Origin of the sequence: Hyphomonas sp., assembly GCF_041398465.1 — a bacterium.
Taxonomy (GTDB): domain Bacteria; phylum Pseudomonadota; class Alphaproteobacteria; order Caulobacterales; family Hyphomonadaceae; genus Hyphomonas.
Genome location: NZ_JAWKUS010000003.1, coordinates 185112 through 206173, shown reverse-complemented (window position 1 = coordinate 206173; position 21062 = coordinate 185112). Strand labels below are relative to the sequence as shown.

Below are 21062 nucleotides of genomic sequence, written 5' to 3'. Positions count from 1 at the left end.
TTTCGCGTTAAGAATTGAGTCGATTGGGTTGCCAACTGGTTAACGGAAGCGGGGGCTGCTGTTAACTTTTGGCGTGCATTCAGTTTGTTGCAGGGGTGGATTTGGCCAGTTCCGCATCGAGGAATGCGGTGAAGCCTTCAGGCGTCATCATGGCGTTTGTGGCGGCATAGGGGGTTCCGTCGACGATAAAGGTCGGCGAGGCGTGGACGTCGTAGTGTTCGGAGGATTTGTCGACCTCAAGCATGTCGAAGCGGATATCCATGTTCTGGTAGCAGGTATCGAATTTCTCCCGGTCGGAGATGCCATAGGGCGTGCCGACGATCAAAAGTGTGCCGGGCAGGGTTCCGACCTGAGCGGCGACGAAGATTTCGTCCTGCCGGGCAAAGATGTCTTTCAGATAAGAGAGGCCATCCTCCTTCGGCAGGCAGCGCGCCTGTGTCAGGATCGTCTTGTCGACCGAATTGCGGACCCATTCGCGCATGACCAGACGGATCTTGCCGGTGGCGACATATTTCTCTTCGACGACCGGCAGGACGTCTTCGGCGAACTCCTTGCAGTGGCTGCAGGTGGGGGAGAAATATTCGATCACCGTGACCGGGGCATCGGCGGCGCCTTCCACCCAGCCAAGTTCATCTGCCGCGTTCCACTCCTGCCAGTCTTCCTGGGCACGGGCTGGAGCGGACATGGCGGCGCAGGCGAGTGCCGCGATGGCGAGACGTCGGATCAGACCTGTCATGATTTATCCGGTGCTGTTTCGGTGTCTTCCGCGGTTAGCATGGCGGCGCCGAGCGCAACAATTGCCTCCCGCAGCCGCTTGTCCTGAATGCCCGCCGTGCTCGCTTCGAGCTCTGCGCGCTCCTTTGGAGTGAGCGGTCGGATCACCCGGCGGGGTTTCTGGGGAGGTTCGCTGGTGGTCAGCGCGCCCTGCACCAGTTTGATGGAGACCACATCGCCGCCCGCCGCGACGGAGACGCGCTGGCGGATGGTCTCTGACTGGTGCTGAACCATCGGCGCCGCCTGAGGCAGCACGCGCAGGGTCAGCACCCGGCCATCCTTGCCGCCACTCAGGCGTTCGGGGCGGCAGAATTTGTAGAGCTGCTCCCCGGCGATCTCGCGCCAGCGGTTCTTGAGGACCTGGATGGGCGGCAGTTTCTTCGCGCCGGACTTGCGGGTCAGCCGCTCCGCTGCAACGCCGATTTTCGCCATGCCGGGATGGACGGCCCGGCCGCGCATATAGCGCAGGCGGACCCGCGCACGGGCCTCTTCGATGGGATCGATGCTTGATCTCGTGACCATTGATCTGAGATTGCACGGGAATGAAGACAACGAAAAGGCAGGCTGTGCCGAAACACGGGGATTTGAACAGACTGCCTGCAGACTTGCTGGTCTGGTTTGACCGGCATGGGCGGGACCTGCCCTGGCGCACGGCGCTGGGCGAGCGGCGCGACCCGTACCGCGTCTGGCTCGCCGAGATCATGCTGCAGCAGACGACCATTCCCCACGGGACGCCGTATTTCTACGCCTTTACAAAGCGTTGGCCGACGGTCGGGGCGCTGGCCGCGGCGAAGGATGAGGACGTGATGGCGGCCTGGGCGGGGCTCGGCTACTACGCCCGCGCCCGGAACCTGCTGAAGTGTGCCCGTGAAATCGCAGCACGCGGCAGCTGGCCGGAAATGGCGGCGGAGCTGAAGAAGTTGCCGGGTATTGGCCCCTATACGGCAGGCGCCATTGCTGCGATTGCGTTCAACCAGCCGGCTGCGGCCGTCGATGGCAATGTCGACCGGGTCTTCGCGCGCCTGCTGGCGCTGAAAGGCGAATGGGCGGAGGAGAAGAAGCGCCTCCATGCTGAAGTGGAACGCCTCGTACCGGCTGACCGTCCGGGGGATTTTGCCGAGGCGCTGATGGACCTTGGTGCAACCGTATGCACGCCGACCCGGCCGAACTGCCTCATCTGCCCGCTCTCCGCCTATTGCGTCGCCAAAGCCGAAGGTGAGCCGGAGCGCTACCCGATCAAACCACCGAAAAAGGTGAAGCCCATCCGGCGCGGCGTGGCCTTCGTGGCAGTTCACAAGGGTGAGGTGCTGCTGCAGCGGCGGCCCGACAAAGGACTGCTCGGCGGCATGGCCGGCCTGCCGACCAGCGACTGGGTGGAGCGTGAACGCTCAGATCCCGCCCCGCCGTTCAAGGCTGAATGGCAGGAGATCGGCGAAGTTCGCCACGTCTTCACGCACTTTGATCTTCGCCTCACCGTCCAGCGGACCGACTTGCTGCGCCGGCCGGCAGATGCAGACGGGTTCTGGGTGCCGCTGGCCGAGGTGGAAGGCCTGCCCAGCGTTTTTGCCAAAGCCCTGAAACTAGGCACAATATAGCCTTCCATTCGCGCTATCTTCAGGTTTCCCTGCTTGAATTCCGGCGAAAGCGAGAACTGAAAAAAAAGGCCGATCCGTAATGATGAAACCGATCTGGACGCTTTGTGCATTGCAGCTTCTGGTTCAGTGTTCCAGTGCCGAGACTGCGAAGCTGGCAAGCGTCTTTACCGATCACATGGTGGTCCAGCGCGACGTTCCTCTTTCCGTATTCGGAACGGCTGGAGCAAATGCCAGCGTCAATGTTGTCCTTGACGGAACATCGCATAGCGCGGTCGCCGGCTCGGATGGCCATTGGAGTGTCGACCTTCCGGCCCTGCCAGCGGGCGGGCCTCATTCGATTGTTCTGAAATCCGGTGGCCGGACGGTGCAGTCCATTTCCGACGTGCTCGCCGGCGATGTCTTCCTCTGCTCCGGACAATCGAACATGGAATGGCCGGTGGAGAGCGCGATCTACGCAAAGCAGGAACTTTCCAATGCTGCGAATGACCAGATCCGGCTGCTCGATATCAGTCACGCAGCCGCGCTGACTGAGCAGGCGGCCTTGCCGAAGGGCAACGCCTGGGAGGTATCTTCCGCCGGGACCGCGGCAGACTTCTCAGCCGTCTGCTATTTTACCGGCCGTGACCTCAACGCAAAATACAATGTACCGGTCGGACTGATCGATGCGTCCTGGGCCGGTTCACGGATCGAGCCCTGGATTGGCGAGACGGCCCTGGCAGGCAGCGACAAGTACAGATCGACCGCCGAACTCCTGAAGCTCTACCGGGAAAACCCCCAGGCAGCGGCAGTCGAATATGCAAAAGGCTGGACGAACTGGTGGCGGGGCAAGGGGCCGGGGAATGCCCAGGCGCCATGGACGGGTGATCCGTCGCTGAATTGGCAACCGACGCCGGATGGACGCCTCTCCGACTGGCACGATTGGGGCGTGCCTGAACTCGACAATTTCCTCGGCATGGTCTGGCACCGGATCACGTTCACATTGACCCCGTCTCAGGCGCAGGGTGGTGCGACCGTCAACCTGGGGCGTGTCGACGATGTCGATGTGACCTGGCTGAACGGCGAAGCCATCGGCGCGACGAACGGCTGGAACATCATGCGCAACTATGATGTGCCGCCCGGCGTGCTGAAACCGGGTGAGAACACGCTGGTTGTTAATGTCCACAACAGGTCCGGCGCTGGTGGATTGATCGGGCCGTACGGAGCAGTGCGGGTCGATCTTGAATCCGGCGGATCGGTACCGATCACAAAGGGCTGGACCTGGCTGAAGGCGCCCGGCGCCATGGGCACTGCGGCGCCTGCGCCATGGTATCGGGGACAGGGCTTTTCGAGCATGCACAATGGCATGATCGCCCCCCTGGCCGGCCTGCGCATGAAAGGAGTGCTCTGGTACCAGGGCGAATCGAACGCCGGTAAGCCGTTCTATACCGACCTCCTGAGGCTTCTGGTGCAGGACTGGCGGGACACGTTTGGCGACACTGAACTGCCCGTTGCGGTGGTCCAGTTGCCGCGTTGGGGGGCGCTACCGTCAAAGGCTGGCACGGGCGGTTGGGGCTGGGTCCGGGAAGCCCAGCGAAAGGTGGCTGCTCAAGATGACAAGGTCGGTATTGTGGTCACAATCGATCTTGGCGATCCGGACAATCTTCACCCGCCTGAAAAGCAGGTTGTCGCGGAGCGCGCCGCGCGCGTCTTCGAAGGTTTGGCTTATGGCGAGCCGGTTGTCGGGCCGTCAGGTCCGGAGGTTGTTGGTGTGGTCCGTTCCGGCGACACTGTGCGAGTCAGGTTTGCAGGTGTCGCGGACGGGCTGAAGACGATCAGCTCCGATCGGGTCATCGGATTTGAAATGTGCCTCGACAATGGCAAGTGCAGCTATGTGGACGGAAAAGTCGCCGGCGACACGGTGGTGCTCCAGGCTCCCCGCAGCCTGCAGGCCGATGAGGTGCATTTCTGCCAGGGCGATGCGCCGCTATGCAACTTGTTCGATGGCAATGGATTGCCCGCCGGTCCATTCCGGTTGCCGTTGGAATAGGACGATGCCGAATAGGGCCTAGTTCAGGCCCATTTCTTCGCGGTAGCGGCGGCGCAGGAGATCGATCGGCGCGAGGTCGCGCTTGTCGGTTTCGTAGTGCCAGTAAGTCCAGCCATTGCAGGCCGGGGCCTGCTGAACATGCGCGCCGAGGCGGTGGATCGAGCCGGAGACATTGCCCGTCGTCAGTGAGCCGTCGACCCGGATACGGGCCTGGTAGCGGCGCTGCGGGCTGAACAGGCGGTCGCCCGGCTTCAGCCAGCCGCTGTCCAGCAGCGCGCCGAACGGCACGCGCGGCAGGGACTTCTTGCTCTTCTCGGTTTCCAGCGCTTCGCCGTCGATAGGCTCGATCGATTTCAGCCGCGCGCGGGAGAGGCGCACATAGGTCTCGTCCCGCTCGATGCCGATATAGTTGCGGCCGAGGCGTTTGGCGGCCGCAGCAGTCGTGCCCGTGCCGGAGAATGGGTCGAGCACAGTGTCGCCGGGATTGGTCGTCGCAAGCAGGACGCGGTGCAGCAGGCTTTCCGGTTTCTGGGTCGGATGGGCCTTCTTGCCCTCATCATCCTTCAGCCGCTCACCGCCCGTGCAAAGCGGGATCAGCCAGTCAGAGCGCATCTGCTTGTCTTCGTTGAATACTTTCAGCGCGTCGTAATTGAAGGTGCATTTCGAGCGTTCGGACTTGCCCGCCCAGATCAGCGTTTCGTGGGCGTTCTGGAAACGGGTGCCCTTGAAGTTCGGCATCGGGTTCGACTTCAGCCAGATCACGTCATTCTGGATCCAGAAGCCCTGGTCCTGAAGGATCGCGCCGACGCGGAAGATGTTGTGATAGGAGCCGATCACCCAGATCGCGCCATCATCCTTCAGGACGCGGCGGCATTCTTCCAGCCACTGGTGGCAGAACAGGTCATAGGCATCGAAACTGTCGAACTTGTCCCATTCATCGTCCACGCCATCCACGGTCGACTGGTCCGGACGGGTCAGGCCGCCGCCGAGCTGCAGGTTGTAGGGGGGGTCAGCAAAGACGAGATCCACCGACCGGTCCGGCAGGCGGGAAAGGATATCGATGCAGTCACCCTGCATGATGACGTTCTTTTGCAGTTCCATTGGTACAGCCCCGAAGACGCAACGCGTGAAAGACAGAAACCCGAATCAGTGCGTTGCACCGGTTAGTGATTCCCTAACCGCGCCGCCTCGTTCCGGCTCCGAATCGTTCCGGAATCGAAACTAGTTGCTGATTCGAGCTGTGGATAGGCCTGTGATTCGAATTGTGGAAAACCCTGTGAGTCCCTGTGTAATTCGGGCGGTGATTGCCGGGATTGAGAGCAGACACAAAATCGGATTAGGAAACGGGCCATGACTTTCGATCTCGATCTGATCCTCACCATCGTGAACCCAATCGGCGCATTCGTGTTCGCCCTGTCCGGCGGCATTGTCGCCGTCCGCAACAAGATGGACATCTTCGGTGCTGTCGTGCTGGCGATCATCACGGCTGTGGGCGGCGGGACAATCCGCGACATCATTTTGGGCCAGCCGGTCTTCTGGCTGCATGATGCGTTGATCATCTGGTGCGCCATTGCGGGCGGCGTGATGGCGTTCTTCCTTCACGGCCTGGTCGACGCGTTCAAGCCGATCCGCTGGGCCGACGCCGTGGGCCTCGCCATATTTGCGATCGCTGGCGCGGCGAAAACCGCCAGCCTCGGGCACGACCCGCTGTTTGTGGTGATCATGGGCATCCTGACCGGAACCGGCGGCGGCATTCTGCGCGACGTCGTCGCAAACCGCGATCCGCTCCTGCTGAAAGAAGACATCTACGCCACCGCCGCGCTGGTGGGCGCGGGGCTTTATGCGGCGCTCTATTTCTCGGGCGTACCAGAGACGTGGGCGTTTGCGTCCGGCGTATTGGTCGCTTTCGTCCTACGCGGAGCGGCGCTGATTTTCGGCTGGCACTTGCCGAAGAGCCAGCCGTAAGCGGCACTACAGGTCCAGCGCCATCTGGCCGCCCTTTTGTACAGGAGGCGCGAACAGGTCTGAGCGCAGGGGCGGCCGGGGATTGCCGAGGTCCAGCCGCTTCGCCGCCCGGGCAAAGCGTTTCGCGATCAGGTCCGCCACCGGGCCGCGGCCGCGCATGCGCTCGTTCCAGCGCGCGTCGTAATCCTTGCCGCCGCGCATGTCGCGCATTGTGTTGATCACTTTGGCCGCGCGGTCCGGCACATGCTGGACCAGCCATTCATGGAACAGGTCCTTTATCTCGTGCGGCAGGCGCAACAGCACATAGCCTGCGCCGCTCGCACCATGCGCGGCAGCCGCTTCCAGCAATGCCTCGATCTCGTGATCGTTCAGGGCCGGGATGATGGGCGCGGTCATCACGGTGACCGGGATGCCGGCCTCGCTGAGGGCGCGCACGGTTTCCAGCCGGCGCTGCGGCGTGGCGGCGCGCGGTTCCATCTTGCGGCTGAGCGTGCGGTCCAGCGTTGTGATCGAAACGCCCGCGCGCACAAGGCCTCTGGCCGCCATCGGGGCGAGCAGGTCGATGTCACGCTGGATCAGGGCAGACTTTGTCAGCAGGCTGACCGGGTGGTTGTGCGCGGCCAGCACTTCAAGCACCTGGCGGGTCATCTTGTAGGTCCGCTCGATCGGCTGGTAGGCGTCCGTATTCATGCCGAGCGCAATCGGGCGGCAGACATAGCCGGGGCGGGACAATTCCCATTCCAGCTGGCGGATCGCATTGGTCTTGTAGAAAAGCCGGCTTTCGAAATCGAGGCCGGCTGAAAGCCCGTGAAACGCATGGCTCGGCCGGGCGAAGCAATAGATGCAGCCATGCTCGCAACCGCGATAGGGGTTCACCGTTCGGTCGAAGGAAATGTCCGGCGAGCGGTTGAAGGTGATCACCGTCCGCGCCGTTTCCGGCATCACCAGCGTCTCGATCCGCATGGCGTCCTGCTCGACCGTGTCCCAGCCATCGTCGAAGGCGAAACGGGTTTCACGTTCGAACCGGCCGGTCTGGTTGGAAACAGCCCCGCGCCCGCGCTGCGTTACGCGTTCGGACGCGTCTTTCGTGTCGATCAGGCTGACACGGCCTTTGGGGGAGAGTTTCTGTCCGGTCCGCATGGCCGGAGAAAGCCATGTGGATCAGAACAAATCAAGAACAAACTAGTGTCCCTCTAGCTTTTTCCTGTGGATCGCAGGCGGCCGCCAGGTGTGGCGCCGGCGGCTCCAGGCACGCCAGTCGCTCAACTGGTCGATATCCATCAGCATCGGTAAAAGGCCGATATTCGCGTGGGCGGGCAGGTTGGACCAGACATCCTGCATGGCGTGCGGGCCAGACCAGCGCACATTCCGGAACGGCGAATGCGTGCGTGGGCCCTTGTTGATGCCGAACAGCCAGAAGCCGCCATCCTCGGCGGGACCAAAGACCGCATCGTGCCGGGCCAGCAGGCGCACGGCCTGGCGCAGCAAGGCGGGCGACACGTCCGGCGCGTCGGTTCCGATGAACAGGATCGGCCCGGGCGGGGATTCATCGAATCCCTTTTCCAGACGCTCGGTCAGCGTGCCTGGCCCCTGGCTGCAGCGCGGCAGGTGGATTGGCCAATCTGTTGTGGTGACATCACGCAGCGCACTGTCCGGCGCGGCATAGATGATCGTGTCGCAACCGGACTGCACGGCCGCCCGGAAGGTGCGTGCCTGGGTAAAGCCGGCGATGCGCCGGGCGGCGGCCGGGCCGATGCCTTTGGCCAGCCTGGTCTTGGACAGGCCGATGCGCGGCGGCTTGGCGAATACGAGAAGAGTTGGACGTCCCATGCCAATGCCTTACTTTTGTCTGGTGTCCGGCGAAAGATGGCTGGGACAAATCCGGGCCAAAAAAGGAGGCCTTCTGATGCAACGCCTGAACATTGCCCTGGCCATGGCAGCAGCTGGCTTCCTGTCTGCCTGCTTCATGAGCGACACGCCTTTCATCCCGGAAGGCGAAGCGGTCCGCCTCGACGAGGCCTCGCCGGTCCTTATCTGCAGTGACGCGGATGACTGCGCCCGCACTGTGCCGAACCGGGGTAACAAGGGCTATCTTATGATGCCGCCGCCCGGCGAGGATGAGGACGAGGATCCGATGGGCATCCGCTTCGTCCCGCTCATGGATACCGCCATGGGCCCTGTCTGGCTGACCGAGATCAGGATGATCGAGGATGATGAAACGGCCTATGTCGTCGGCGTCACCCGTCGGGCACCGGAATTCGATGCCGACGGTATGAAGGCATTCGATGTCGAACTGCCCTGGTGCGGCGATGTCAGCGAAGAAGAGCGAGAGGCCTATGGCATCGAAAAGCTCGATTCCTATACCTGCGGATTGCCCACAGAGGCTTCGATTGCGGACTATCTGAGTGTCTCGCACAAGGCCTATTTCGACGATCCCATCTGGTGGGATGGCGACTAGGCCCAGCTGCCCCGCTCATACGGAACGCCATGGGCGATACAAATATCGTGCAGGCGGTCTGTCGCCTGCGGGTCGTTTGCGAAAAATTCGATAGAGAGCGCCATCAGCAACTGGCCCCAGGCTTCCTTCGGTACGACGGTCCAGAACTCATAGTCTGAATCGCCCCACATCTCTTCGACCAGCTTGCCCATGTCCTGTGTGTCGAACGTGAATTTGTCTGCTTCCAGCGTCGCACGGACGGATCGGAAATGCTCGCCCTCCTGCCGGTAGAGTTCCACCGAATTCCGTTCCTCGCTCATGAGACTGTCCTCGTCAGGTGTAGCGTTTCGCCAGGTCTTCCGGTTTGGCGCCCAGCAGGAAGCGAAGCAGCAGGAAGGCGTTGCGCCATGACCGCTTGCGCCAGCCGTCGCGCTCGTATTTTGCAGCCGAGGTGCGCGCCTCCGCGTTCAGCTCCGTCAGGCGCTGCTTGCCGATAGCGCGGACGATTATCACGTCCTCCATCAGCGGTACGTCCAGATAGCCGCCGACCTCGTCATAGAGCTTCCGGCTGATCAGCAGGCCCTGATCGCCATAAGGCAGGCCCAGCATCCGGGCGCGCCGGTTCGCGCGCTTCTCCAAAGTCCGGGCCGCGCGCGCATCGGACCGGTACCGCAGCTCGAAGAACGCGGCATGGTCCGGTTTGGTCATGACATGATCCGATGTGCGCTCGGCCCAGTCACGCGAAAGCGCAGTATCGGCATGCAGGAACATGAGCCAGTCACCCCGCGCGGCAGCCGCCCCTGCGGCGAGCTGCGCACCCCGTCCGCGCGCGCCGGTCACCAGATTGGCTCCCATCGCCCCGGCAATCTTCGCGGTGGCATCGTCAGAGCCGCCATCGGCCACGATGACCTCCCGGATCAGCCCGGCCTCCAGACCCGGCATCAGACTATCGAGGCAAAGCGGAAGCTCCGCCTCGGCGTTCAGCGTTGGAATCACTATGGAAAGTGGAGCAGGCATCAGCCGCCAAGCTCGCCCAGCCGCTGCTCGACCAGCAGCAGGTCGCGCCAGGCGCGGGACTTTTCCTGCGGACGGCGCAGCAGATAGGCCGGGTGAAGTAGCGGGATCAGTGGCACGGAGTAGCCGCCTGCGGTGGTGAAGACGTGCTCCGAGCCACGCAGACGCATGATCCCGTCCTGCGTGTCCAGCAGGGCCTTGGCGGGCACGCCACCGGCAGCAACGATCAGCTTGGGCTTCGTCAGCTCGATCATCCGGTCGACGAAGGGTCGGCAGACGTCCAGTTCTTCCTGGTCCGGGTTCCGGTTGCCGGGCGGGCGCCAGTAATTGACGTTGGTGATGAGGGCGTTGGCCTCGCGCGAGCGCTCAATGGCCGCCAGCATGCGGTCCAGAAGCTGCCCGGCCTTGCCGACGAAAGGCAGGCCCCGACGGTCCTCCTCCGCACCGGGGCCTTCGCCGATGACCATCAGGCTGGCGCCGGGGGTGCCGTCGTAAACCACGGTGGAGTGGGCCGCAGCCTTCAGCGGGCTGCCTTCAAACGATTCGATTGCAGCCTTCAGGGCGTCCAGAGTGTCGCACCCTGCAGCCTGAGACTTGGCCTCATCGACCCAGTTTGTCGGCTTCCGGCGGCGCGGGCGGACAGGCGCGGATTGCTGCGGTGCAGCAGAAACTACAGTGTCTGCGGCCTTCAGGAGTGCATCGACCCGTGCATGGTCTACGTCCACGCCCATCTCTTCCCACCAATCGGTGAGGGCTTCGATGGCAGTGATTGACGTAGGGGCGGGCATTCAGAAGCTCTGGACCTTCGCGGCAGACATTGTAAGTGCTTAAGTAATTGCAGATATGGGCGGCAACTCTAAGGCCGAAGCGAGGAGAAACCAATGGCGGACGACGCTATAGAACGGGAATCGATGGAATTCGACCTGGTGATCGTGGGCGGCGGCCCTGCGGGTCTGGCAGCGGCGATCCGGTTCAAACAACTGGCCAACGAAGCGGGTGAAGACCTGTCGGTCGTTGTCCTGGAAAAAGGCGGCGAGATCGGCGCGCACATCCTGTCGGGTGTTGTGCTGGATCCGAAAGCGCTCGACGAATTGCTGCCCGACTGGCGCACCCGCGATGACCGCCCGCTGAAGACCGAAGTGAAGGTCGATAAATACAAGCTGCTCGGCGAAAACGGGTCGGCAGAAGTGGGTTGGGCTCCATTCCCGCCGCTGATGAGCAATCATGGCTGTTTCATCGGCTCGCTGGCGAACGTTTGCCGTTGGCTGGGTACTGAAGCCGAGAACCTCGGCGTTGAAGTGTTCCCGGGCTTTGCCGCTTCCGAAGTCGTCTATGGCGAGAACGGCGAAGTCAAAGGCATCGTGGCCGGTGTCATGGGCATCGCCGAAGATGGCTCTCACAAGCCGGACTATGAGCCGGGCATGGAGCTGCTGGGCAAATACGTCTTCTTCGCTGAAGGCGCGCGCGGTTCGCTCACCAAGGAGCTGACGGCGAAATTCGGCCTGCGTGACAATTGCGATCCGCAGAAATTCGGCATCGGCCTGAAAGAGGTCTGGTCCGTGCCGGAGGAGAACTTCACCGAGGGGCTGGTCCAGCACACATTCGGCTGGCCGGTGATGGGCAAGAGCGGCGATGGCGGCGGCTTCCTCTATCATTTCCGCGACAATGGCGAGCCGTTCATTTCGGTGGGCTATGTCGTCCACCTGAACTACAAGAACCCTTATCTGGCCCCGTATCAGGAGTTCCAGCGGTACAAGCACCATCCTGATGTTGTGCAGTACCTGAAGGGCGGCAGCCGTGTGGCTTATGGTGCGCGGGCAATCACGTCCGGCGGCATTCAGTCCATTCCTGAACTGGCGTTCCCGGGCGGTGCCCTGATTGGCTGTTCCGCAGGTTTCGTGAACCTTCCGCGGATCAAGGGTACGCACAATGCCATGAAGACCGGGATGCTGGGCGCCGAGGCGGCCTTCGCAGCCATCAAGGATGGCCGCCAGAGCGACGTGCTTGAGGATTACAGCCAGTCTGTCCGCGACAGCTGGGTCTGGAAGGACCTCTCGCCTGTCCGCAACATGAAGCCGCTAATGTCGAAGTTCGGCACACTGCTCGGCGCCATGATTGGCGTTCCGGACATGTGGATGCGCACGCTGGTCGGGTTCGGATTCCTGCCGACGCTGCATCACACGAAGACGGATGCGGAATCGCTGAAGCCAGCCAGCAAGTTCAAGCCGATCGACTATCCGAAGCCGGATGGTGTCATCAGCTTCGACAAGCTTACCAACGTCTCCTTCACCAACACCTATCATGGCGAAGACCAGCCGGTGCACCTGAAGGTGGCCGACATGGCCCTTCAGAAATCGTCCGAGCATGATGTGTTTGACGGACCGTCCGCGCGCTATTGCCCGGCAGGTGTGTATGAGTGGGTCGAGGAAGGCGGCGAGCTGAAGTTCCAGATCAACTCGCAGAACTGCATCCACTGCAAGACCTGCGATATCAAGGACCCGAACCAGAACATCAACTGGACCGTCCCGGAAGGCGGCGGTGGCCCGGCCTATCCGAATATGTGATTTGACCGTTACCGGCGATCATGGTGCAGCCCGTTCCTGACAAGGAGCGGGCTGTTTCGTATCGGAACACAGGGCAGGATCCCGGCAAACGGGGCAGATTAAGCCCCTGTTTATGAACAAGGCAGCAAACCTGCCTTATTCAACATGTGGCCGCCTTGCTCTTGCCGTACGGGGCTGCTTCACTCGACTGATCAGCCAGGCTGGAGACCAGAGAGCCCATGCGCTTCAAGAATTCTGTCGCGGCAAGTGCGCTTGTCTTGTCGCTGTCCCTGTCCGTTTCACTGGGGGCATGCGCGTCGGCGCCCGCGGCAACATTGGTGGCGAACCAGCCAGAAGACATCGAAATCGCCGAGACCTATTCGGTTCTTTCCGACGCGGCGCGCGCCACGTCTGTTCTGGATGCGCGCGGCAAGCCTGTCGGGCCGGACGCCTATGCTGTGCCCTCCGATGCGGTGAAGGCCGGTGACATGGCTGCCTTCCTCACGATGACCCGCAATCTGGATATGGAAGACCGGGATGCCAGCCCGTTGTTCGATGCGTTCATCGCGCTGGACGAGGCGGCCGCCGGCCGGATTGAAGAGGCACGCCAGACACTCTCCGATGCCAGCGCGCGGTCGGGTGAAGAAGGCGAAACCAGTTTCTATATCTATCTCGATGCCTGGCTGCTTGCCATGGAAGGCAAGGCAGATGAGGCGATCAACCGCCACCGCGGCGCCGCCAGCGGCATGCCGGGCCTCACCGGCGACCTGTCGCTCGCGGCGATGCTGGACGCGCTCGACCGGCCGGACCAGGCGCTCGCCGTTTACGAGGCGATGACGCCGTCAAAGATCGAAGCACCTGAACACCAATTCGACCCCAAGGGACTCCTCTACAGTCACATCCGTACGGTGATATCCCGTCATGCCCTGCTGCTTCAGCGGCTGGGCCGGATCGACGAGGCCAAGGCCGTGTACCAGAAACTGGCTGACGCGGAGCCGGAAGAGGCGATCAGCTACGCCGCTGCGATGGACAGCCTGGAGACTGGAAAGAACCTGCGGAACCAGCCGCAGTCGGTTGTCGAAGCGTTCAGCCAATCCCTCTCGGACGTCTCCCGTGCTCTTCAGGAACAGCGCGTCATCCGCCGCATCATGATGGGCGGCCGGGTCGACGGCTTCGACGATCAGCGCTCCGCCTTCGATCAGGTCGCGCTGCTGGTTTCTCCGGAAAACGAAGACCTGCGGTCCGGCATTATCGACGAAATGTACGCCAGCGCCCTCTATGACGGCGTGGCCCATGTCGCCAATTCGGCGCCCGAAGCGACGGCTTCCCTTCAGATTGCGGCTGCGCAGGCAAAGCTGATGACGGGTCAGGAAGATGCCGCCCGCGCAGCGATCGACCGGGCGCTCAGCCTGACGGACGACGACGACCGGCTCTCGACGCTTTACGGCGCGCTCCAGCTGCACTCGCGGATGAATGACGAGAAGGCCTCGCGGGACCTGATTCAGGAAGTCATCGCCATGTCGGAGAACCCGGCGGAAAAAGCAGCAGCGCATGGCCTGGCGACGGACATCTTCAACCAGTTCGGTGATCCCCAGCTAGCGGTCGAGCATGCCGAGCAGGCGCGCGAACTCGACGATACGCATGACCGGCGTATCGTCCTGGCAGACGCGTTGGGCCGGAACGGGCAGATCAATGAGGCCCTCGCCATCCTCCGGACCGAGCGGTTGTCGCGCCCGAACGATCCCTACATGCTGAACACGCTCGGCTATTTCCTGATCGAGCGGACAGACAAGCTGGAAGAAGGCTTCAAGGTGCTGAGCCGCGCCCGCGCCATGGCGGAACGCGATCCCTATATCGCTGACTCGCTCGGCTGGGCTTATTTCAAGCTGGGCCATCTCAACGAGGCCAAGCGCCTGATCGAACTGGCCCGCAAGGAGCTGGAGCCGCACCAGCATTGGGAGATCGAAACCCATCTGGGAGACATCTACTGGTATCTGGATGACAAGGAGGCAGCAGCAGAGGCCTGGCAGGCTGCGCTCGACAACCACCCGCCAGCTGCCGAAAAGGCCGCGCTCATTGACCGGCTCGAAAACGGGCTCAACCTACCGGAGCCGGAACGCAAAGCCTTACCGGATGTCTCGCTGACGGATGGCGAAGTTGACCGTCAGGACATCTGACACCCGCCCCTTTAACGCGCCAGCGGCGCGCCTTACTATCGCCTGAAAAGGCTGCGATTCCGTCTGCAGACGGCAGGGAAACTATTCATGAATGACGGCAGATACGAAAGCGTCGAAAACCGCTTCGGAATCAATGGGGTTTACCTGCCCGGACCACGCTGGATGTGGATCTGGATGCGTCGGCTCTTCGTGCTCGGCTTCGTCCTGGCGGTTATCGGCATAATTGTGCTCTGGCTGTATTTTGCAGCGCTCGGCCGTACCGTGCCATCGATTGCCAAACTGAAACAGTATGAACCGCCAATCACCTCGCGCGTCCATGCCGGCGACGGGACCCTGATTGCGGAATTTGCTGACCAGCACAGGGTTTTCGTCCCGTACGAGTCGATCCCCGCACATGTCATCGATGCGTTCGTTGCCGCTGAGGACAAAAACTACTTCCACCACAATGGCCTCGATTATGTTGGCATCCTTCGCGCCGGCATCAATTCGGTGAAGAACAAGATTACCGGCAAGGGCGGCCTGCAGGGCGGATCGACGATCACGCAGCAGGTGGCCAAGAACATGCTGCTGACGCGGGATCAGAACCTGACCCGCAAAGCGAAGGAAGCCATCGTTGCCCAGCGCATGGAAAAGGAATTCACCAAGGGCCAGATCCTCGAACTGTACCTGAACGAAATCTATCTCGGCGGCCGGTCGTATGGCGTCGGGTCTGCTGCGCTGAACTACTTCAACAAATCGCTGCCGGAACTGGACCTCTCCGAAGCGGCTGTCCTCGCGTCTCTTGCCAAGGCTCCGTCGGCCGTCAATCCGTACACAAATCCCAAACGCCTTGTGGCCCGTCGCAACTATGTGTTGGGACGTATGGTCGAGGATGGGTACATCACTCAGGACCAGGCCGACGAGGCGATCGCCAAGCCGCTCACCACAACGCGCCGCCTGAAAGGGCCGGAATATGTCGCTGCGACATATTTCGTCCAGGAACTGCGCCGCGACCTGATCAAGTCATACGGCGAGGAAACGCTGGAGCAGGGTGGGCTTTCAATCCGGTCCACAATCGATACGCACCTGCAGCTCGCCGCCCAGCAAGCGCTCCGCAATGGGCTGATCGCTTATGACCGCCGCCATGGATGGCGCGGTCCCGTTGCCACGATTGATCCGAACGATGGCGCGCAGGAAGCCCTGAACGAGGTCAAGCTGCCCGGCGGCTACGGCACATGGGAAGCGGCCATGGTGCAGAAGGTGTCGAAGTCTGGCGCGACGCTTTTGCTGACCGATGGCGCGACGATCGCTCTGCCCGCCGAAGAAGTCGAGTGGGCGGAGACCTACAAGCCTCAGGGCGGCAAGGCCGGGCTGCAGGTCGGGCAGGTCGTTCTTGCGGAACTCAAGCGCCAGGTCCTCAATGCCGACGAAACGCTGGCGCCGCGGTCCGAAGAAGTCGAGTTCGATCCGGAAGGCAATGAGATCGACGAGGGCGAGATCGAGCCGATGCTGGTGCCGGTGGGCAATGCCACTTTGCGCCAGGTGCCGGAAGCGGATGGCGCGCTGATCGCGCTTGATCCGCATACGGGCCGGATCCTCGCGATGCAGGGCGGCTTCTCCTTCTTCAAGTCGAGCTACAACCGCGTAACCCAGTCGAAGCGCCAGCCGGGTTCCAGCTTCAAGGCGTTTGTTTACGCCGCCGCCCTCGAAAAGGGCTACACCCCGGCGACCCGGATGCTGGATGCGCCATTCGTGTCTTTCGATGTCTCGACTGGCGATTACTGGCGCCCGTCCAATTACACTGAAGGCCGGTCCTACGGGATGGTCACATTGCGGATCGCGCTGGAGAAGTCGCTGAACCAGGTGACCGCGCGCGTGGCGCAGGACATCGGAATGGAAGCGGTCAGCGACCTCGCCGTCCGCATGGGTGTCTATGACCAGCTGCCGCCTTATGCGGCCATGTCCCTTGGTGCGGGCGATGCCTATCTGATCGACATGGCGCGGGGTTATGCCGGTTTCGTCAATGGCGGGAAGAAGATCACGCCGACACTGCTGGACCGTGTTCAGGACCGTCATGGCCGCACTCTTTTCCGGCATGACGACCGGATCTGCGAAGGCTGCCAGTCTGAAGAGTGGGATGGCCTGGAGCCGCCACAGCTGGCCGAAGTCGGCGAGCAGGTTCTCGATCCGATCATTGCCTACCAGATCACCCACATGCTGGAAGGCGTTGTTGAGCGGGGGACCGGCCGCCGGGCGCTCCGCGTCGGCAAGCCGCTGGCCGGCAAGACCGGAACCACGGACGATTATCGCGATGCGATCTTCATGGGCTTCTCGCCTGACCTCGTCGTCGGTGTGCGGGTTGGCTTTGATGACAACCGCACCCTTGGCGAAGGCGAAGCCGGCGGTTCCGTTGCCGCGCCGATCTTTACCGAATTCATGGAAAAGGCGCTGGCCGACCAGCCGGCTATCCCGTTCCGGATTCCGCCCGGCGTTCGCCTTGTGAAGATCGATGCCCGGACGGGCGAGCTGCCGGGGCCGGAGACGAGCGTGATCATCGACGAGGCCTTCCGTCCGGGTACGGAGCCCGGGCTTTCGGTCTTCAACGGAAGCGACGATTGCCTGTCGATTTCCGGCAGCTGCGGTTCCGGTAGCAGCTCGGGCAGCGTGTCCGGCTTTGATCCGGAGCGCGATGCCGGTGTCGTGCCGGAAGACCCGACGCAGCCGCAGGAGCAGGCTGTGACCGGCGACCTCGACGGCACTTACTGACCCCAATCCGTTTTGACCCTGCGGGGCGGCTGCGCTATAGGCCCGCCTCGCAGATTTTATTCCTTCGAAAGGCCGAACACATGTCCGCAGAAATCAAGTCGCTGATTGACCAGATCCGCTCCTCGGCCGCCTTGCTACGGAGGCGTCTTTGACTGGGATACAGCCACAAAACGCCTCGATGAACTGACCGCCCTCTCCGAGAAGCCGGACTTCTGGGACGATCCGCAGGCCGCCCAGGCCATGATGCGTGAGCGCCAGAAACTGGCCGACGGGATCGAAACCGTCGAGGCCCTCGAAAAGGAAGCCGAAGACGCCGGCGAGCTGCTGGAGCTGGCCGAGGGCGACGATGACATGGTCGCCGACCTTGAAGCCTCGCTGAAGCGCGCCGCTGACCGGGCGGAGAAGGCCGAACTCGCCGCGCTCCTTTCAGGCGAGGCCGATGGCAATGATGCCTACATCCAGATCAATGCCGGCGAGGGCGGAACCGAGAGCCAGGACTGGGCCTCGATTCTGCGGCGCATGTATGTGCGCTGGGCCGAAAAGCATGGGCACAAGGTCGAGGAAATGGACGAGCGCGAGGGCGAAGAGGCTGGCATCAAGTCCGCGACGCTCCAGATCAAGGGCGACAGCGCCTATGGCTGGCTGAAGTCGGAGCAGGGCGTCCACCGCCTCGTCCGCATTTCGCCGTTCGACAGTTCCGCGCGCCGCCATACCTCGTTTGCCTCCGTGACCGTGACGCCTGTGATCGACGACAATATCGAGATCGAGATCGACCCGTCCGATGTGCGCACCGACACCTACCGGGCCTCCGGCGCGGGCGGCCAGCACGTCAACCGGACCGACTCGGCCGTCCGCCTGACCCACGAGCCGACCGGCATCGTGGTCCAGTGCCAGAACGACCGCTCGCAGCACCGCAACCGCGACCAGGCCTGGCAGATGCTGCGCTCCCGCCTCTATGAGCTGGAACTGCAGAAGCGCCGCGAAGTCGCCGATGCCAGCTATGCCGGCAAGACCGATATCGGCTTCGGCCACCAGATCCGCTCCTATGTCCTGCAGCCATACCAGATGGTGAAGGACCTCCGGACCGAAGTGGAAACCTCCGACACGCAGGGCGTGCTGGATGGCGACATCGACCGGTTCCTGTCCGCCTCGCTGGCGGCGTCGGTGGCGAAGGACGATAGCGAGGAATAGGGACAGGCTGTTTTCCGGGCAGCACGCTCGCCCGGAAACGCCTCCGCGCTCCGGCAAGTTTCCTGATTCTTGAGAAGGCTCAGCTCGTGTCAGGCTCGGGCCAACCCTTCAGCGCTTCGAGCAGCTGCACGGTGAGCCCGCCGGAAACGAGCGCGACGGCGGCTGGCATGCGGTGCGTGTTCGGGATCGGCAGCACGTGCGGCCGGGCTTCGCCCGCGGCCTGCCAGCGCTGGATCGTGCGGGCGAGGCAGCGGGCGCGGCGCTTGTGATGTTTCATCGTGTCGAGCATGGCCTGCCACCGCGCAATCAGCGGCGCGGCGGGGACAGGCCCGGGCATGGGCAACGTCACCGGCCCTTTCAGGAAGTGCGGGCATGGGCGGGATGGCGTAGGCACCATGGTGAAGATGTAGCGGTATTCTGCATCGGGAGTCTTTGGCGCGTAATAGTTGCTGCCGATACGCGGCTTCAGAGGTGCCAGCTCCATCTTCAGCGCCAGCAGGAAGATCAGACGGCGGAGCAGCACGGCCAGCCGCTTCAGCTCTGCGCGCACACGCCGGTTCACCGATTTCGAGATTGTTTCAGGCGTCTTGTAGAGATCCGCACACACGCCCGCCTCCGCAATTGCACGGGCGAGCGTGTTGAAGGCCTGGGAGAGGAAATCGGTGCAGTCGGTCATGGTGGGGAGCGTGGCATGGGGGCTTATCCGACGAATTCACGCCTACCCCAGTTAACGAAGATGCCTGCCTTCGCAGGGGACTGCGGCGGGTTGGCTGTGGGAGACAAAGGAACCTGTCCCCGACCGCCATTCCAGCATGACCAGCATCGCACGAAATCTGACTTCGTCATGATCATGCATGACCTGGCATGATCATACCGGACTATACCGGATCATGCCGGATCAACGCGCGTTTCCGCCCCATAGAAAAAGCCCGCCGGAGGGCATTCCGGCGGGCTGATCAAGGGTGAGGCGGTCTTAGCTCAGAGGACGTTCAGCATGTCGGCGACGAGCGGGTGGCGGACGACGTCCTGGCCTTCCAGCGTCACCACGGCGGCGCCGGCGAGTTGCTCCAGCCGCTCACCCGCTTTGGCGAGGCCGGAGAATTCCGGCAGCAGGTCCGACTGGGCCGGGTCGCCGGTGATCACCATGGTGGAGTGCCAGCCAAGCCGCGTCAGCAGCATCTTCAGCTGCGTGTAGGTGCAATTCTGCGCTTCATCGATGACGATGAAGGCGTTGTTGAGCGTGCGTCCCCTCATGAACCCGATCGGCGCGATCTCGATCACGCCTTCGGCCAGCATGTGTTTCAGCTGTCCGGGCGAAAGCCGGTCGGACAGGGCGTCGTAGAGCGGGCGCAGGTAGGGCGCGAGCTTGTCTTCCATGGCGCCGGGCAGGAAGCCGATCTGCTCGCCTGCCTCGACCGCAGGACGCGAAAGGATGATGCGGGAGACCTTGCCTTTCTGCAGCGCCTCGACGGCCTTGCAGATGGCGAGATAGGTCTTGCCGGTACCCGCCGGGCCGAGCGCGGCGACGAGGGCGTATTCGTCCATCGCCTCCATCAGGCGGGCCTGATTCTCGGAGCGGGGTTTTACATTCTTCTGGTAGCGCTGGCCGCGGTCGCCCTCGGGGGCGGTGGCGGCGCGCTTGTATTTCTGGTCGGCATCGTCCGGATGCCAGGCCCGACCTCCCTCAATAGCCTGCAGCCGTGGCCCCCTCACGCGGCCGGTTTCTTCAAACCAGGCAGAGGTGTTCACTTCCGAAGCGGTTTTCATGCGCTTGGCTGCGTTGCGTTTTCCCATGGGAGGTCTCCTTGCTGCAGGGACTAAAAAAGCCGCTGGCAAAATTGCGCAGCGGCTGGCTGGAAACTTGGGGGGAAGGGGAGGCAACACGCCCGATGGGCGGCAGGACCTCAACCCGGTATCTTCCGGGCGGCGGGGTATGACACAGTCTCAGGATGACCGTACTCCACGTCCGAATCTGTTGATGAATAGACACTACCAGAGTTATCAGATGGTAAACATTAAATCCGCAAGCGAAATGAAGGGATGAGGCATGGCTATTTTCGAGATGGATGGAAATCGACCAGACGTGCCTGAAAACGGCAATTACTGGGTCGCCGAGACGGCCCAGGTGATGGGCAATGTCATCCTCAAGGAAAATGCCTCGATCTGGTATGGCTCTGTGCTGCGCGGGGACAACGACCCGATCACGATCGGGGAGAATTCCAATATTCAGGACAATTGCGTTCTGCATACGGATGTCGGCCAACCGCTGAACATCGGGCGCGATGTAACGGTGGGGCACATGGTGATGCTGCACGGCTGCACGATCGGCGACGAAACGCTGATCGGCATCGGCTCGATCATCCTGAACGGAGCGAAGATCGGCAAGAACTGCATTATCGGCGCGAACTCCCTGATCCCCGAGGGCAAGGAAATTCCCGATAATTCACTTGTAATGGGCGCGCCGGGCAAGGTCGTGAAGCCGGTCTCCGAGCACCAGGTTCAGGTGATCAAGATGTCGGCTGTGCACTATGTCGAGAACTGGAAGCGCCACAAGACGGGCCTCAAGCGGATCGACTGACCCGCGTGCTTTGGCCT

Annotated in this window: 19 protein-coding genes; 9 read left to right on the top strand and 10 right to left on the bottom strand. The window is 62.5% G+C overall.

Going from position 1 to position 21062, the window contains the following annotated elements; all coding sequences use genetic code 11:
- Window positions 1-79: 79 nt before the first annotated feature.
- Window positions 80-736 carry a thioredoxin domain-containing protein gene (locus R3C98_RS11370; RefSeq protein ID WP_371314198.1) on the bottom strand — a complete coding sequence of 219 codons (657 nt, stop codon included), beginning with the start codon at window positions 734-736 and terminating at the stop codon, window positions 80-82.
- Window positions 733-1296 carry a DUF721 domain-containing protein gene (locus R3C98_RS11365; protein WP_371314197.1) on the bottom strand — a complete coding sequence of 188 codons (564 nt, stop codon included), beginning with the start codon at window positions 1294-1296 and terminating at the stop codon, window positions 733-735. The genes R3C98_RS11370 and R3C98_RS11365 overlap by 4 nt, the downstream gene beginning before the upstream one ends.
- A gap of 20 nt (window positions 1297-1316) precedes the next feature.
- Between R3C98_RS11365 and mutY the strand changes: the two genes are divergently transcribed.
- On the top strand, window positions 1317-2369 hold the full coding sequence (gene mutY, locus R3C98_RS11360; RefSeq protein ID WP_371314196.1) for an A/G-specific adenine glycosylase: 1053 nt from the start codon (window positions 1317-1319) through the stop codon (window positions 2367-2369).
- A gap of 79 nt (window positions 2370-2448) precedes the next feature.
- On the top strand, window positions 2449-4395 hold the full coding sequence (locus R3C98_RS11355) for a sialate O-acetylesterase (protein WP_371314195.1): 1947 nt from the start codon (window positions 2449-2451) through the stop codon (window positions 4393-4395).
- A gap of 18 nt (window positions 4396-4413) precedes the next feature.
- Here R3C98_RS11355 and R3C98_RS11350 read toward each other — a convergent pair whose 3' ends face one another.
- Window positions 4414-5496 (bottom strand): site-specific DNA-methyltransferase, encoded by a 1083-nt coding sequence (locus tag R3C98_RS11350; protein WP_371314194.1) that lies wholly within the window; start codon window positions 5494-5496, stop codon window positions 4414-4416.
- 249 nt (window positions 5497-5745) lie between these two features.
- On the opposite strand from R3C98_RS11350, the gene R3C98_RS11345 reads away from it, so the two are divergent.
- Entirely contained in the window at window positions 5746-6360 is a 615-nt protein-coding gene (locus R3C98_RS11345) for a trimeric intracellular cation channel family protein (RefSeq protein WP_371314193.1), read from the top strand.
- Window positions 6361-6366: 6 nt separating this feature from the next.
- Here the strand turns inward: R3C98_RS11345 and R3C98_RS11340 are convergent, their stop codons facing one another.
- Complete coding sequence (locus R3C98_RS11340) at window positions 6367-7500, bottom strand: PA0069 family radical SAM protein (protein WP_371314192.1); 1134 nt, start codon at window positions 7498-7500, stop codon at window positions 6367-6369.
- Between the two features lie 42 nt (window positions 7501-7542).
- Window positions 7543-8190 (bottom strand): DUF2064 domain-containing protein, encoded by a 648-nt coding sequence (locus R3C98_RS11335; protein ID WP_371314191.1) that lies wholly within the window; start codon window positions 8188-8190, stop codon window positions 7543-7545.
- A gap of 76 nt (window positions 8191-8266) precedes the next feature.
- Between R3C98_RS11335 and R3C98_RS11330 the strand changes: the two genes are divergently transcribed.
- Window positions 8267-8818, top strand: coding sequence for a hypothetical protein (locus R3C98_RS11330; protein ID WP_371314190.1), 552 nt, complete (start codon window positions 8267-8269; stop codon window positions 8816-8818).
- Here R3C98_RS11330 and R3C98_RS11325 read toward each other — a convergent pair.
- From R3C98_RS11325 to R3C98_RS11315, 3 genes are read right to left on the bottom strand one after another with little or no spacing between them, the layout of a single operon-like run.
- The gene (locus tag R3C98_RS11325; RefSeq protein WP_371314189.1) at window positions 8815-9117 is read right to left on the bottom strand and encodes a hypothetical protein; all 303 of its coding nucleotides are present in this window, start codon (window positions 9115-9117) and stop codon (window positions 8815-8817) included. The two genes, R3C98_RS11330 and R3C98_RS11325, sit on opposite strands and share 4 nt — an antisense overlap.
- Window positions 9118-9130: 13 nt before the next feature.
- On the bottom strand, window positions 9131-9814 hold the full coding sequence (locus R3C98_RS11320; RefSeq protein WP_371314188.1) for a TIGR04283 family arsenosugar biosynthesis glycosyltransferase: 684 nt from the start codon (window positions 9812-9814) through the stop codon (window positions 9131-9133).
- Entirely contained in the window at window positions 9814-10599 is a 786-nt protein-coding gene (locus tag R3C98_RS11315; protein WP_371314187.1) for a uracil-DNA glycosylase family protein, read from the bottom strand. The genes R3C98_RS11320 and R3C98_RS11315 overlap by 1 nt, the downstream gene beginning before the upstream one ends.
- A 93-nt stretch (window positions 10600-10692) precedes the next feature.
- Here R3C98_RS11315 and R3C98_RS11310 point away from each other — a divergent pair, with 93 nt between their 5' ends.
- The 4 genes from R3C98_RS11310 (at window position 10693) to prfB (ending at window position 18467) form a co-directional block, all read left to right on the top strand.
- A complete protein-coding gene (locus R3C98_RS11310; protein WP_371314186.1) occupies window positions 10693-12375 on the top strand; it encodes an electron transfer flavoprotein-ubiquinone oxidoreductase in 1683 nt (560 codons plus the stop codon).
- Between the two features lie 218 nt (window positions 12376-12593).
- Window positions 12594-14531: a tetratricopeptide repeat protein gene (locus tag R3C98_RS11305; protein ID WP_371314185.1), complete on the top strand. Its 1938-nt coding sequence runs from the start codon at window positions 12594-12596 to the stop codon at window positions 14529-14531.
- 87 nt (window positions 14532-14618) lie between these two features.
- A complete protein-coding gene (locus R3C98_RS11300) occupies window positions 14619-17276 on the top strand; it encodes a penicillin-binding protein 1A (RefSeq protein ID WP_371314184.1) in 2658 nt (885 codons plus the stop codon).
- Between the two features lie 80 nt (window positions 17277-17356).
- Window positions 17357-18467, top strand: a protein-coding gene (gene prfB, locus R3C98_RS11295) for a peptide chain release factor 2 (RefSeq protein WP_371314183.1) whose coding sequence is annotated in 2 segments (ribosomal slippage) — window positions 17357-17425 and window positions 17427-18467 — 1110 coding nt in all. Because the reading frame shifts where the segments join, the coding sequence is not laid out codon by codon here.
- Window positions 18468-18546: 79 nt separating this feature from the next.
- Here prfB and R3C98_RS11290 read toward each other — a convergent pair.
- On the bottom strand, window positions 18547-19143 hold the full coding sequence (locus R3C98_RS11290) for a hypothetical protein (protein WP_371314182.1): 597 nt from the start codon (window positions 19141-19143) through the stop codon (window positions 18547-18549).
- A 302-nt stretch (window positions 19144-19445) separates the two neighbouring features.
- Entirely contained in the window at window positions 19446-20261 is an 816-nt protein-coding gene (locus R3C98_RS11285) for a PhoH family protein (RefSeq protein WP_371314181.1), read from the bottom strand.
- A 253-nt stretch (window positions 20262-20514) separates the two neighbouring features.
- Here R3C98_RS11285 and R3C98_RS11280 point away from each other — a divergent pair, with 253 nt between their 5' ends.
- Window positions 20515-21045: a gamma carbonic anhydrase family protein gene (locus R3C98_RS11280; RefSeq protein WP_371314180.1), complete on the top strand. Its 531-nt coding sequence runs from the start codon at window positions 20515-20517 to the stop codon at window positions 21043-21045.
- Window positions 21046-21062: the final 17 nt, after the last annotated feature.

Coding starts and splice junctions, on each gene's coding strand:
- R3C98_RS11355 (WP_371314195.1), top strand. CDS start 2,449: ATGATGAAACCGATCTGGACGCTTTGTGCATTGCAGCTTCTGGTTCAG.
- R3C98_RS11320 (WP_371314188.1), bottom strand. CDS start 9,814: ATGCCTGCTCCACTTTCCATAGTGATTCCAACGCTGAACGCCGAGGCG.
- R3C98_RS11370 (WP_371314198.1), bottom strand. CDS start 736: ATGACAGGTCTGATCCGACGTCTCGCCATCGCGGCACTCGCCTGCGCC.
- R3C98_RS11315 (WP_371314187.1), bottom strand. CDS start 10,599: ATGCCCGCCCCTACGTCAATCACTGCCATCGAAGCCCTCACCGATTGG.
- R3C98_RS11310 (WP_371314186.1), top strand. CDS start 10,693: ATGGCGGACGACGCTATAGAACGGGAATCGATGGAATTCGACCTGGTG.
- R3C98_RS11345 (WP_371314193.1), top strand. CDS start 5,746: ATGACTTTCGATCTCGATCTGATCCTCACCATCGTGAACCCAATCGGC.
- mutY (WP_371314196.1), top strand. CDS start 1,317: ATGAAGACAACGAAAAGGCAGGCTGTGCCGAAACACGGGGATTTGAAC.
- R3C98_RS11280 (WP_371314180.1), top strand. CDS start 20,515: ATGGCTATTTTCGAGATGGATGGAAATCGACCAGACGTGCCTGAAAAC.
- R3C98_RS11340 (WP_371314192.1), bottom strand. CDS start 7,500: ATGCGGACCGGACAGAAACTCTCCCCCAAAGGCCGTGTCAGCCTGATC.
- R3C98_RS11290 (WP_371314182.1), bottom strand. CDS start 19,143: ATGACCGACTGCACCGATTTCCTCTCCCAGGCCTTCAACACGCTCGCC.
- R3C98_RS11285 (WP_371314181.1), bottom strand. CDS start 20,261: ATGGGAAAACGCAACGCAGCCAAGCGCATGAAAACCGCTTCGGAAGTG.
- R3C98_RS11305 (WP_371314185.1), top strand. CDS start 12,594: ATGCGCTTCAAGAATTCTGTCGCGGCAAGTGCGCTTGTCTTGTCGCTG.
- R3C98_RS11350 (WP_371314194.1), bottom strand. CDS start 5,496: ATGGAACTGCAAAAGAACGTCATCATGCAGGGTGACTGCATCGATATC.
- R3C98_RS11325 (WP_371314189.1), bottom strand. CDS start 9,117: ATGAGCGAGGAACGGAATTCGGTGGAACTCTACCGGCAGGAGGGCGAG.
- R3C98_RS11365 (WP_371314197.1), bottom strand. CDS start 1,296: ATGGTCACGAGATCAAGCATCGATCCCATCGAAGAGGCCCGTGCGCGG.
- R3C98_RS11330 (WP_371314190.1), top strand. CDS start 8,267: ATGCAACGCCTGAACATTGCCCTGGCCATGGCAGCAGCTGGCTTCCTG.
- R3C98_RS11335 (WP_371314191.1), bottom strand. CDS start 8,190: ATGGGACGTCCAACTCTTCTCGTATTCGCCAAGCCGCCGCGCATCGGC.
- R3C98_RS11300 (WP_371314184.1), top strand. CDS start 14,619: ATGAATGACGGCAGATACGAAAGCGTCGAAAACCGCTTCGGAATCAAT.